The 12,283-nt window shown below is 59.2% G+C and carries 10 protein-coding genes; all 10 read right to left on the bottom strand.

All coding sequences use genetic code 11. From position 1 onward, the window contains the following. Positions 1 to 29: 29 nt before the first annotated feature. The 10 genes from AC1DZ8_RS13640 to AC1DZ8_RS13595 all read right to left on the bottom strand — a co-directional run bounded on the left by AC1DZ8_RS13640 (position 30) and on the right by AC1DZ8_RS13595 (position 12,048). Positions 30 to 827 carry a type 1 glutamine amidotransferase domain-containing protein gene (locus tag AC1DZ8_RS13640; protein WP_477304708.1) on the bottom strand — a complete coding sequence of 266 codons (798 nt, stop codon included), beginning with the start codon at positions 825 to 827 and terminating at the stop codon, positions 30 to 32. A gap of 148 nt (positions 828 to 975) precedes the next feature. Next, on the bottom strand, positions 976 to 2,259 hold the full coding sequence (locus AC1DZ8_RS13635; RefSeq protein WP_477304710.1) for an MFS transporter: 1,284 nt from the start codon (positions 2,257 to 2,259) through the stop codon (positions 976 to 978). Between the two features lie 446 nt (positions 2,260 to 2,705). Continuing rightward, positions 2,706 to 3,794, bottom strand: coding sequence for a Gfo/Idh/MocA family protein (locus AC1DZ8_RS13630; protein ID WP_477304712.1), 1,089 nt, complete (start codon positions 3,792 to 3,794; stop codon positions 2,706 to 2,708). Between the two features lie 48 nt (positions 3,795 to 3,842). Then, on the bottom strand, positions 3,843 to 4,280 hold the full coding sequence (locus tag AC1DZ8_RS13625) for a DsrE family protein (protein ID WP_477304714.1): 438 nt from the start codon (positions 4,278 to 4,280) through the stop codon (positions 3,843 to 3,845). A 126-nt stretch (positions 4,281 to 4,406) separates the two neighbouring features. Continuing rightward, on the bottom strand, positions 4,407 to 5,372 hold the full coding sequence (locus tag AC1DZ8_RS13620; protein ID WP_477304715.1) for an MBL fold metallo-hydrolase: 966 nt from the start codon (positions 5,370 to 5,372) through the stop codon (positions 4,407 to 4,409). A gap of 82 nt (positions 5,373 to 5,454) precedes the next feature. Further along, positions 5,455 to 6,432, bottom strand: a complete 978-nt coding sequence (locus AC1DZ8_RS13615) for an alpha/beta fold hydrolase (RefSeq protein ID WP_477304717.1) — start codon at positions 6,430 to 6,432, stop codon at positions 5,455 to 5,457. A gap of 95 nt (positions 6,433 to 6,527) precedes the next feature. Next, the gene (locus tag AC1DZ8_RS13610) at positions 6,528 to 6,827 is read right to left on the bottom strand and encodes a tautomerase family protein (protein ID WP_056584964.1); all 300 of its coding nucleotides are present in this window, start codon (positions 6,825 to 6,827) and stop codon (positions 6,528 to 6,530) included. Between the two features lie 36 nt (positions 6,828 to 6,863). Beyond that, positions 6,864 to 7,862: a zinc-dependent alcohol dehydrogenase family protein gene (locus AC1DZ8_RS13605; protein WP_477304719.1), complete on the bottom strand. Its 999-nt coding sequence runs from the start codon at positions 7,860 to 7,862 to the stop codon at positions 6,864 to 6,866. A gap of 132 nt (positions 7,863 to 7,994) precedes the next feature. Continuing rightward, on the bottom strand, positions 7,995 to 10,862 hold the full coding sequence (locus AC1DZ8_RS13600; protein ID WP_477401018.1) for an ATP-binding protein: 2,868 nt from the start codon (positions 10,860 to 10,862) through the stop codon (positions 7,995 to 7,997). Positions 10,863 to 11,079: 217 nt separating this feature from the next. Next, on the bottom strand, positions 11,080 to 12,048 hold the full coding sequence (locus AC1DZ8_RS13595) for an SDR family NAD(P)-dependent oxidoreductase (RefSeq protein ID WP_477304723.1): 969 nt from the start codon (positions 12,046 to 12,048) through the stop codon (positions 11,080 to 11,082). Positions 12,049 to 12,283 lie beyond the last annotated feature (235 nt).

Here is a 12,283-nt window from a genome sequence, read left to right as displayed (position 1 = left end):
GGACTGCGGGGCGCTCCCGTTCAGGCTCTTCAGCGCGTCGCAGTGGCGCGATCAAGGGCTTCGATGAGTTTTGCCGCGATCGGATGATCGGAGCGCGGATTCTGGCCGGTGATGAGTTCGCGATCGACGACAACATGGGGCTCGAAGTCGGGGCCGACCGTCGTCTTGGCACCCGCCAGGTCCAATGTTTCAGGCATAGAAAAATAAAGCTTGCCGTGCAGGATGTTGTCCTCGATCGGTTTCTCCTCGCTCGCCGAATAGACCGTCATCGCGTAGCCGGCATATTGCCATCCCTTCGCGATCTCGGTCGCCTTGGCGCGGTTACCCTGGATCATCGATGCGCGAAATTCCTTCGCCCTAGGCATCGCGGAGATCGAGGCGATCGGGCCGTGGCAGAGCAAGGCGGTGGGTTTTCCTGCCGCATGGAAATGCCGAAGGATTTCTCCGGCGTCAGGGTCTTGCATCAGATCGACGACCGGCCCTTGGCCTCCCGGCACGAACACGGCGGCATAATTTTCCAGCCCTTCCTCGATCACAGATCGCAAGGTATGACCTGCGTTCGTCGAGGGGTCATTTGCGAAAAAATCCTTGGCGCGCCGATAGGCCTTCTCATCGCCGTCGACGTGCTGCACCGCATCCGATGCAGGATCGATGTAAGGCTTGGCGCCCGTTGGAGTGGCGAGCACAACTTCGTAGCCGGCACTGATAAGCGCCAGCATCGGCACAACGGTCTCATTTAGGTATTGCCCCGTTGGGCCTGTGCCGCCTCCCTGTATTTCGATACGAGTGGCGTTCGAGCCCATTACAACCACTTTTCCCTTGCTCATGAAGCCTCCTGATCTTCGCAGCGGATAGCGAGATCCAAGCTAGCCATCCAAGAATTTAGGATGACGATACCGCTGGAACCGCAGGATGGCTGGTTAAAAGATGTAAAAACCGAAGTGGCTCGTGATGACAGGGATAGGCTTGGCGGCGTTACGCCAATGCCTTGATTTTCCGGATCGGGTAAGGCCCCAGAAAAAGAACTGTTGCCGCGCCTCCGATCAGCAGAAGCGCACAGGCTTTGAGGATTCCCGAATAGGTGCCCGTGCTGTCGAACGCGTAACCGAACAGGCTAGGGCCAACGAAAGCGCCCACTACGAAGATCCCGTACAGAGTCGCGTAGGTCGTGGCGTAGCTCCGCATCCCGAGATAGCGCGCAACCAGATAGGCCATCAGGTCGAATTCCACTCCGGAGGTGAGGCCGAGCAATACAATGGCAATGCAGGCCGTGGAGAAGCTCACATGGTCCAGCGAAAGGATGAGGCAGGCGGCCGCGCCCAAAGCCAATATGACCGTGCCCACCGCAGGCGCCCAGAAGCGATCGACCAGAACACCACCAAGCAGTCGGCCGGCTACGGCCGCTATTCCCACGAGCGAGGCGAGCTGGACGACTTCGCCAGCTGATAGACGCAGCGAGCGAAGTATGTTTTCAATGTTAGGCAGTGGCGCGGCGATGGCCAGCGACATCGGGACAAAGACAATAGCCAAGAGCCAAAAATAGCGGGAGTGGAAAGCTTCACGAGCGGTCATGCCTTCCGAAGCGTCGCTTATCGCCGGCCCCTCGCCAACATTTTTGCTTCGCAGCCCCGCAAAGCCCCAGAGAACCGTCGGGCACGCGATGACCACCGGCATAGCGCCCACCACGAGTATTGCGACGCGCCATCCGCCCGTCTCGATCAACAACTGGGCCAGAGGTTTTACGACGAAGGCGAACAGGCCCGCGCCGGACAATACGATGCCAAGGGCAAGACCTCGCCGCTCCTCGAACGCGCTGTTGATCACCCGCGTGAAGACGACTGGGGTCGATCCCAACCCGAAGATCGCGATAGCGACCCACGAGAGATAATATTGTCCGATCGACCCGTTCGATGCCGCGAGCGTCATGTAGCTCAGGCCCATGCACGGGAGGGAGACCGATGCCACCAGGCGCGCGCCGAATCTGTCGATCAATGTCGCGAAAAATGGCCCGACGCTCAGCACTGAACCGGCCAACAACGACAAACCGCCAAAAATAGTCGCGAACGACCAGCCGAATTCCTCCGCGAAGATCGGCGCAAAGATGCCGATTGTGTAGAAAGGGATAGCAGGCAAGCCTAAAGCCGTTCCGATCAGGCCGGCCAATATCAGCCGCCAGTCGTTCCTAAACTCGGCGAACTCCCTTCCTCTCAGTGGGGCATTTCCTTTTGCTGGACGCAGTTCGGCAATACCGTTGTGCAATGCACCATCCGCAACGTATCGGAGTCTGCAGCTGACGCAAGCTCGAAGACAATCGCAACGGTTTCGTCGGAGCTTGTCGAAAGATGCTGCCTCGCAACGTCTGCTTTCAGGATGCGATTGCTTTTGGGTCAATGACCAGGCGCATTGCGGTCCGGCAGCTCTTGGCCGGAAGCTGACCGTCCGCAATCAGGCCGAAATTGTCAGGAAGCGGCCATTCCGCTGGCGACCCAATTTTGGTCGTATAGGGTGTCATAACGCCGCCGAAATACGTACAGACGTCAAATAGCCCTCATCCAACTACCGCGGCTGGCATCCAGACAGCCTTTAAGCCGGTCGCGCGGACCTGACAAGCTCGTCCGAGGGTCTCTCGACTCAGGTCTTGTTATCTCGCGAACCTGTAGAACTCAGATCCGCCAGGCGCACACATCACCAGCGCGTGCATCGTCTCAGACATCGCGCGCGACTCCCCCGCTTTGCTCAATCGCGTCGATTAGACGATGCAGTGTGACAGCGTCTCCAAACGTTGGCCCCTGCCGAGTGCCGGAAGTCATGTCGGAAGCGAAGAACTCGTAGAGTTTTCTCACGTTGCCCGTCAGGACGTTTTCGCCGGCGGCGAATTCACCCGTTGCGGGGATTTGATGAAGGGACTCGCCTGCTTGTGCCCCCATAAGCTTGAATCCCCCCAGGCCCACGTAGCCGACAGGACTCGTCAGCAACAGGTCACCCCTGCTACCGTTGATCTCCACATGGAAATTTGTAGCTCGTGACAGTCCGCCGCGGAAATGGCACGTGACTAGGCCGCCTGACGTGAGCTTGCCACTGAAGGCGATCTGGTCGGCGACGTCGAGCGGAACGATTTCCTGGCTCTCCGTCATCCTAATCGTGGTGCGACGGTTGGCCAGTGTCCCCGACAGGCTGTGGAAGTTGTCGTCCAATGCGAACAGTAAGGCGTCGATAGTGTGGGCAAACGGCACGTGCAGCATGCTCGCGCCCTTCGACGGGTCCAAGGTATATCGGAAGGCTTCTTCCAACTCTTCCCCCCAAGTGATCCCCGAGCCAATGATCGAGCAAGAGAGCACCTCGCCTAGATAGCCCTGCCTGATGAGCTCACGCATTTGCCGGACGGTCGGATTCGCGCGGGTCTGAAGGCCGATCATTGTCGAGACGCGTTTTTCGACGGCGAGCGAGTTCATCGTCTCCGCATCACGCAAGTTCATTCCAAGTGGCCATTCGGAAAACACCGACTTTCCCGCTTCCAGCGCCGCAGTTACCACTCGAAGGTGTTCCGGAACCCTAACCGTGACGACCACCAGATCGACATCAGGGTGATTCACAAGCTCCTCCGTCGACGAGACCGCGCGCTGGAAACCGAACTTCTCGGCTGACGCCCGCGCAGTTTCAATTCTATGATGGCTCACGACAGAAAGGCTGAACTGCGGCAAATCCCTCAGCGCAGGCACATGGGCGGTCGACGCCCAGCCGCGGTCGGGGTGCACGCCGATGATGCCAACTCTCATCGGTGCATGGGTTGGCATGGCAATCTCCTTTGTCCCATTGAGAGATCCGATCGGGTGAACCGAACGTCACTCTGTGATCTTGACGAAGCCCTTCTGCACGAGCTGGATCGTGCGTGCCATGGCGTCGAGATTGATCTTGATGCGGGGGAGAAGATCGGCGTTTCCCCAGCCGTTAACCTTCGCGGTCGCACCGCAAAGTTCGACCTTGACCCCCTTGTCGATGAGGTCGGCAACCAGCTTCTTGTATGGGTTGCCGGTGGCAATGTTGCGCGACGCATTATAGGCCGCGTCACTGAGCGTGACGTGACCCGCATTGGTGTGGAAGACCACGATCACGTCCGATGTCGCCTTCCAGTTCGCGATGTCCGTGGTGATCAGTTGAAGATGGAACAGCGCGGCTGGCAGGTCGCCTTCGAACTCAAGGCCCCCGATGCTGTGAACAGACTTAACTTCCTTTAGTTCGACCGGGATATCGATGAAAAGAGCACTTTTTGCTTGCAACATGGCTGTCTCCTAGGGTTCGGAATTTGATCGAAGGTTCAGTTCGGGGGACGCCCCCAAGGGCGTCCCGACGGCGTGTGGGTTGGGAGGAAGCGCCAGGAGAGATCGGAAGATTGACGAAGGCTCGTACTAGACGCCCTCGTAGACCAGCCGCGTGAAGAAGCCTGGATCGATGACGAAATTCCCCCACTTGGCATCGAACGACGCCGTGGGCTTGGCGGCGACTGTCTCGTCTCTCGATCGCCCTTGGTGCTTGAGCGCCGCGACCTTCTCGCGCACGGCGACAAGCATGTCGCGGAATTCCTGGAGCTCCGCTCGATTGCTCACGGGGTTTCCGTGGCCTGGGATGATGATCGTCTTGGCGGTCGATGTAGCCAAGTTCGCATCCGAAGCCGCGATCATCCCGTCGATGCCGCCTCCGGTCGAATAGTCGATGAAGGGATAGATCCCGTTCCAGTAGGTGTCGCCGACATGGAGGACGTCCGCCTCGCCGAACATGACCGAGATGTCGCCGTCGGTGTGCGCCGGGCCATAATATTTCATGGCTACCGACTGTCCGTTCAGCTTGAGCGAATGCTCCTTTGAGAAGACGTGCTTAGGAACCCCACTCTGCTCCACCGGCAGGAAATTGTAGTCCCAGTCCTCGACCCGTTGAACCTGCGACAGGTACCTGCGAGTGTTTTCGTGTGCGATGATCTTGGCGCCGCCAGAACCGATCCAGGGGTTGCCGTCCGCGTGATCGAAATGCCAGTGGGTGTTTATCAGATGGGTCACGGGTTCGGCGGAGATGGCTGCGAGCGCCTTCGTCATCTGGGCGCGCGACACGCTGATGCCTGCGTCAACCATGACGAGCCCGTCCTTGCCGCCCAGGACCGCGACATTGCCGCCAGAGCCTTCGAGAATGGTGATGTTGTTCCTCAGCTTGTGAGTGGCAATGTCTGCCTTGGCGGCGCTGTCCTTGATGAGGCTCACCAGCCCGCGCGCCTCGGCATAGGCCGCGCGTGGGCTCATCCAACCACCGGTCGCCGCGAAGGTGGCAGCACCTATGCAGCAAAGGCAAAATCCACGCCGGGAAAGCATGTGTTCGGTCATCATGACATACCTTTCCGCAGCCGACCTCAGGTGGGCCGACAGCTTTTGAATTTGGCTTGAGTAGATCGAGGGCAGGCCTAGGCGGTCACGCCTTGATAAAGGCGAGCAGGTCCGCGTTGATCACAGCGGCATGCGTTGTGAACATTCCATGCGGGTACCCGGCGTAGACCTTGAGTGCTCCGTTCTTGAGCAGCTTGACAGAGAGTTCGGCAGAGTCGGCGATGGGCACGACCTGGTCGTCGCTTCCATGCATTATCAGGACCGGAACGTCGATTATCTGCAGGTCCTCGGTGAAATCGGTTTCCGAGAACACCTTGATGCACTCGTAGTGCGCGTTCGCTCCGCCCATCATCCCTTGGCGCCACCAGTTACGAATCGTGCCTTCCGAGATAACGGCGCCTGGGCGGTTGAAGCCGTAGAATGGTCCGCTAGCGATATCGAGATAGAGTTGCGCTCGATTTGACGCCAAGGCGGCGCGGTAGCCGTCGAAGACCTCGATCGGGAGTCCACCAGGATTCTTGGCCGACTTGACCATCACGGGAGGAATCGCAGAGATGAGCACTGCTTTGGCGACCCTGCCTTTGCCGTGCCGGGCGACGTACCTGGTGACCTCGCCGCCGCCGGTCGAATGGCCAACATGGATCGCATCGCGAAGGTCGAGCGCCTCGGCGAGTGCGGCGACGTCGGCGGCGTAAGTATCCATGTCATTGCCGTCGGAGGTCTGGCTTGAGCGACCGTGGCCCCTCCGGTCGTGGGCGATGACGCGGAAGCCCTTGTCGAGGAAGAACAGCATCTGGTTATCCCAATCGTCGCCGCTCAGCGGCCACCCGTGGTGGAACACGATCGGCTGACCTGTTCCCCAGTCCTTGTAGAAAATCTGCGCGCCGTCTTTCACCTTGATGCTGTTCATAATCTCACTCCCATCTTCAATGGTTGGATTGGTTGAGTTCGCAGACGCCATAGCCGCCAAAGGCAGCGTCGTGGCGAGAGCGATGGCTCCGGTCCCGATAAGGACTTCCCGTCTTGTCGCCGTGGGCGTTTTCGTGGAAGTACTCGTATCCATTGCTCTTCCCTTCGCGGGCTGGACACGGCTTCACAAACGGCTCGGGACGTATGCTGCCCGGATGCTCTCGTTCGGCCGTGTAGAGGTTGAAAGGGTCAGCCGAGAACTGGCGCTGCCGCGGCCCACTCTTTCCGGGTGGTAGGCGTGCCGTCGATCATTTCGACGACCTCTTTGGATTTCGAAAGAGTCGTCATTAACGACTTGGGTCCTTCAAACGGCCTGCCGCCGATGTGCCAGCCGTCGGTATGGAGTTCCTCGATAAGGACCCATACCACCTCGCGGAAAGCCTCCGATCCCTCGAACTTTACCATGACGTCGGTCAGGGCCTTCGCCATGGCATGTTTCTCTTCCGGCGTGAACACGCCGTCGACCAGTTTCACATTAACGAATGGCATGACGCGTTTCCTTTGATAGAGCTTGAAGGGGTCGCTTTAGTGGGTGACGTCGATCACGATCTTGCCGTTGGCAGTTCGGTTTTCGATTTCGGCATATGCTTCCGCAATGGTCTCGAAACTGAAGCGGCGGGGATCGACGAGAGGTGTGATCTTTCCTGCTTCCGCGAGCCGCTTCGCCTCTCGCAGGATTTGCCCGTGATGGGCGCGGCCTTCCCCGGTCAGGATCGGCAGGAGCGTGAAGACGCCAGAGTAGCTTGCGGCTCGGAACGAGAGTGGACCGAGCGAATGGGTGCCCCATCCCAGGCAGCTTACGACATGGCCGAAGCGGGTCACAGCGTTGAACGCGGCGTCGATACCGGCTCCGCCCACAGTGTCGTAGACGATATCGAAGCCACGCCCGCCCGTATGGTCTTTGACGTATTCGTCGACCGTCGTCTGATGGCGGTCGATTGCGGTGGCACATAGCTCTTCTATCTCGCGTTGCTTGGCAGCCTTGTCCACGGCGAAGACCTCGGCTCCGAAAGCGCGTGCGATCTGGATTGCAATGTGGCCGACGCCGCCGGCACCGAGTACCAACACCCTCTGCCGGGCATGGACCTCGGCGCGATCCACCAGACCTTCCCAAGCGGTGATGAACACCAACGGTAATGCCGCCGCTTCGCGCATAGTCATGTTGGCAGGCTTGGGGCCAAGCAAATCAGCGTCAACGGTGACGAAAGTCGCGAGCGAGCCCTGGAGACCGCCTACGCCGCCCGTCATGCCGAAGACCTCGTCCTGCGCCTTGAACGCGGTCACCCCGGGGCCGACAGCCTCGACAACTCCGGCCACATCCATACCGAGAATAGCGGGCAGTGGATGCCGCGCATGCGGAGCTTGGCCGCTTTTGATCTTGAGATCGAGCGGGTTGACGCTGCTCGCCTTGACGCGGACAAGGACCTCGCCCGCCGCGGGCGCTGGGCAGTCCACGCTGGTGCGGACAAAGTCGGAGTTCGTCTCATTTAGGACGAGGGCCTCCATTTTTGTCGGGATAGTCATCTGTCTGCCTCACTGCGGTGTCGACGGCTATCCGGCGACCAACAGAGGATGGCAGAGCCGCGTGATTTCAAGCCAGTGAATCGTCGTGAAATCTTGTGGCGAGAGCACTGACGCGCGGAACGCGCTGGAAGACTAGGAGATCTCGGTCAAAAGATCCTTTGCCGCCACCATGTCGGCGGTTTCAAAGCCCTCAGTGAATCGATCGTAGACCGCAGCCAATCGTGTACGCGCCCGATCGGTCTCTCCCCGGTCACGCGCCAACTTCGTCAAACTCATGGTCGTCCGAAGCTCCCAGGACAGGGCGTCCTGCCTACCCGCTACATCGAGCGAATGGAGATAGCATTGTTGTACGGACTTGAGGTCGTCGCCGCCGCGCCAAAGGACGTCCCCCTCCAGGCGATAGAGTTCGGCGACACACCAGAGCTCCTCCTTCTCCTCGCTAGCCCTGATGGCCGCCTCCACCAGAGAACGCGCTTCGGCGTGCTGTCCCAGAGAAGACAGGCCCTCGGCCAGAAAGCCGAGAAATCTGACGGTGTAAAGGTTGAAGAGTTTTACCTGACGAAGGTCAGCCATCCCCTTGCGGAGAAGGGGGACGCCACTCTCAGGAAGTCCTCGCTGAATCAGAAGCGCCGCCTTCCAGCACCGACCGAACACCTCCCATGGTCCGAGCGCGTTCGTTTTTGCCAAATCGAGTAGCTCCGTGATAGCTGAATCTGCGGCCGGTAAGTTGCCGACATGAACAAAGACCGGACAGGACCAGCGAGCCAAGGCTTCACACAACGAGATCGCGTGGCCCGATTCCCGCGCGGCGGCGACGGCGGCATGGACCGCTTTGACGGCCTGATCAGGAAGGCCTTGCATCCATAGGAGCTGGGCCGGCTGAATTCGTGCCGAAACCGACTGGCCAAACCTAAAACGAACTGAGTTCGCGGAGGCGGTGTCCGCAGAGACATCGTGGGCCAACATCATATCGGCGTGGCGGCGGGCACCACGGAAGTCACCCATGCAAAACAAGGTCATACTGAGCATCCGGTCACCGATGAACCGATCGAGTCCGCTTTGGGCGAGCGCCATGAACCGTTCGGCGTTCCCCAGCGAGGCCTTGTACTCACCCATGCCCACTTGTGCGACCCACAAGCCCCAAAGAGCCTCCGCTTGAGCGTCGACGTCGGCCAGTTCCTCAGATATTTCCAGCGCCTTGGCGAACGCGGCCGGTGCTTGTGGCGCGAATCCGATTTTGAATGCTTGAGAGAGCCCCAGCGCTCTGTAGAGCTGCATGATCTGACGAGCGTACTCGTTTCTTCGCCTTCCCGGACCGATGCCTGTCAGCGCGCGCTGGACGCTGGTCAGGCATTCGTCGACCAGAGAAAGCTGGTACCACATCGGAATGGCGGCGACGGTAACCGCTAGTCCGACTTCCAGATCGCCATGATCCGAGTACGCCCAGTCCAGAGCGAATCGAATGTTGTTGATGTGGGAACCATATCTCGACAGCCACTCTTCGCTCGACAGGGTTTCCACTTCCTCCTGCGAATGTCGAAGGACATCGCACAGATAGGTCGCCAGTTGCCTAATGACGGCGTCGAGCTCCCCTTCCTCGCGAATTTTTTCCAAAACGAATGCCCGCGTTGTGTCGAGCAGACGGTATCGCGCGACCTTGCGTTGTGCATCGACGGCTACCAGGGATTTGGCGACGAGGTTGGCAAGATAACCTGGTACGTCGCGGTCGGGGGAGGTCACGTCGGTTGCGATGGCAACAGCAGCTTCCCGTCCGAAGTCGCCTGCGAAGATGGCGAGCCGACGCAGGACCTTTCGCTCCTCTTTTGAAAGCGCTCCGTAGCTCCAGTCGATCATTGCTGCCAAAGTCTGATGGCGAGGTAAAGCGGTGCGCCGTCCCCCTGTCAGCAACCTAAGACGATCGTTGAGAAGTTCCGCGATCCCGCGTGTGCCAAATGCCTCCACCCGCGCTGCGGCAAGCTCGATCGCAAGGGCGATTCCATCGAGCTGGCGGCATATCTGTGTGACTACGGGCGCTTCATCGTCGTCGAACGTATACCCGCTTCCGGACGAGGTCGCCCGCTCGACGAACAAACGGATAGCGGGAAACTCCAGCGCGTCGGCAGCAGTCAGACCAGCCGCCGACGGCGGTGTATCGAGAGGGGGGAGCCTGTAGACGCTTTCACCCTCCACTCGCAAGGCTTCGCGGCTGGTGGCAAGGATGGTGATCTCCGGCACTTCGCGGAGCAACGTCTCCGCCAGACGGGCGGCGGCTTCGAGAACGAGCTCGCAACTGTCGAACACGAGTAATAAACGTTTGCCGCGAAGGTGCCCGATGAGGCTCGCGGTTGGATCACCCGATGTGTCGGGAAGGCGAAGCTGTGACGCCAGGACTGAGGGGACGATTTGGGAGTTCGTTATGGGGGCAAGGTCGACGAAGCAATGGCCATGCTCATGCGATGACAACAATTGTTCTGCCACGCGAAGTCCGACGGTTGTCTTCCCTATGCCACCTGGGCCGACAATGGTGACCAGCCGAAACCTTTGAAACCGTCCTTCGACGATCTTGATGGCTTCTTCACGTCCGATAGGTTGCGTCAGCCGTTTTGGGAGGTTGTTCGGGGCCGTTGTCTTCTCGGGCTCGTGCTCAACATGAGAGCGGGTGAAAGGAGCAATGAACCGATAGCCTCTTGATGGAACGGCGACGATGTATCGCGGAGCGGCTTGATCCTCACCGAGCACCCTGCGGAGCAATGCGATCTGCGCTCGAAGGTTCGACTCCTCCACTCTGGCGTTGGGCCAAGCGCGAGCGGTCAATTCGTCCTTCGTTACCAGTTCCCCTGGTCGCTCGGCCAACGCGATCAGGAGTTCGAGCGCTCGGGACCCGATCGTGACAGGTTCATCATTTTTGAGCAGAAGATGTCGCCTCGGATAGAGCAGGAATGGGCCAAAGGCGATCACCGAAGCTGCGGCGGTTGCATTTGGGGAAGCTTGCAATTGCATAGCTGTCCTTCCCTGGAACGAAGCGTTGTCAGCCGGAGTATAGATTGATGTTGCGAAGGAGATCGAGTCTCCCGAGTCAAATTAACGACGACCGTGCGATCGATTGACCTTTGCGGTAATGGACGATCTTCACTCAAGGGCTTCAGTTCGTTTCATCGGGCTTGATGCCTGACTGTCTTTTCGCGCAAACCTGCCCCAAGGTGGGTCAAGTGATGCCTTAGGTTCTTGCGATGTCTAACCCAGTCAACCTTGCGCTCACGCGCCACAACCTCTCAGCCATCTCGGGGTCGATGGCATACGGGCGCACTCCATATCCCTCACTGGGCTCTATGCGTGCGACGTCACAATTCTCGCAATAGACCCCGCCTATCGAGTCCAACACAGGAGCGGTAGCGGCCCAGACTGTCGTCGCCGCGCCTTGTTTCACGGTTTTCAAATCCCTTGCGGGATCGATTATAGGGGACCCATCTGAAGCGACAGCACCAACTGCATCGAATTCGGACCGGGTCAGATGACGTATCCCGGGCGTCATTATCATTCCGGGGTGCACGGAGAAAGCGCTGACCCCGTGACGGCGTCCACGCGTGTCGAGCGCCACTGCTAAGAGCGCGTTAGCAGTTTTTGATTGGCCATAGGCGGTCCATTTATCATAGGGACGCCGTACAAAATCGAGATCGTCGAGATTGACATCGGACAGCTGATGGGCTCGGGACGAAAGAACAACCACTCGAGATTTTCCCGCCGCAAGTAAAGCTGGCCACAGTAGCGCCGTCAGCCGAAAGTGTCCGAGGAAGTTTGTGGCGAAGTTACCCTCGCGACCTTCTCCGTCGCGAAACAGCGGCCTCGCCATCACGCCCGCATTCAAGACCAGAAGGTCAAGCCGGCTGTGTCGCTCGAGAAAGTCCGCGGCGAAGGTCTTGATAGAGATTTGATTGATTAGGTTTAAAGGCCATACCTCCACCCCGCCAATTCCCATTAAAGCGGCGTGGGCGGCTATAGGGTCAATCGCGGTTACGCTGATGCTAGCGCCGCATGCTGCAAGCACTCTGACAGTCTCCAAGCCCAGCCCGGAAGAACCACCTGTTACCACTGCAACCTGCCCGGTAAGGTCCACGCCCCGAGCCACTTCCTCCGCCGTCACCGAAGGCCCAAACGGGGTACAGAGCGGAGTCTGCCAGTCGCGCATTTTGTTCCCCAGCTTCCCGTAAGAATGCTTGGCACACAACCCACTAGTAGTTTTCTTAGGATCTGTCGTCAAAGCACGCTTAGACCGTCACCAGGGTACAACAGGTCCGACTGGGATGTGATAAGTCTAGGGGGCTTCCGACATCCTATGGTTCGTTATCCGACCGTCGCTGCCACTCCAGAACTGCCAACTGCGGTCACCGACTGGCCGATTTGGGCCAGCCAATCGCGCCGGT

It is taken from the genome of Mesorhizobium sp. P2_F7 (genome assembly GCF_056403695.1).
This window is presented reverse-complemented; position numbering and strand designations above follow the sequence as displayed.

Coding starts and splice junctions, on each gene's coding strand:
- AC1DZ8_RS13640 (WP_477304708.1), bottom strand. CDS start 827: ATGAGCAAGGGAAAAGTGGTTGTAATGGGCTCGAACGCCACTCGTATC.
- AC1DZ8_RS13630 (WP_477304712.1), bottom strand. CDS start 3,794: ATGCCAACCCATGCACCGATGAGAGTTGGCATCATCGGCGTGCACCCC.
- AC1DZ8_RS13625 (WP_477304714.1), bottom strand. CDS start 4,280: ATGTTGCAAGCAAAAAGTGCTCTTTTCATCGATATCCCGGTCGAACTA.
- AC1DZ8_RS13620 (WP_477304715.1), bottom strand. CDS start 5,372: ATGATGACCGAACACATGCTTTCCCGGCGTGGATTTTGCCTTTGCTGC.
- AC1DZ8_RS13615 (WP_477304717.1), bottom strand. CDS start 6,432: ATGGATACGAGTACTTCCACGAAAACGCCCACGGCGACAAGACGGGAA.
- AC1DZ8_RS13610 (WP_056584964.1), bottom strand. CDS start 6,827: ATGCCATTCGTTAATGTGAAACTGGTCGACGGCGTGTTCACGCCGGAA.
- AC1DZ8_RS13605 (WP_477304719.1), bottom strand. CDS start 7,862: ATGACTATCCCGACAAAAATGGAGGCCCTCGTCCTAAATGAGACGAAC.
- AC1DZ8_RS13600 (WP_477401018.1), bottom strand. CDS start 10,862: ATGCAATTGCAAGCTTCCCCAAATGCAACCGCCGCAGCTTCGGTGATC.
- AC1DZ8_RS13595 (WP_477304723.1), bottom strand. CDS start 12,048: ATGCGCGACTGGCAGACTCCGCTCTGTACCCCGTTTGGGCCTTCGGTG.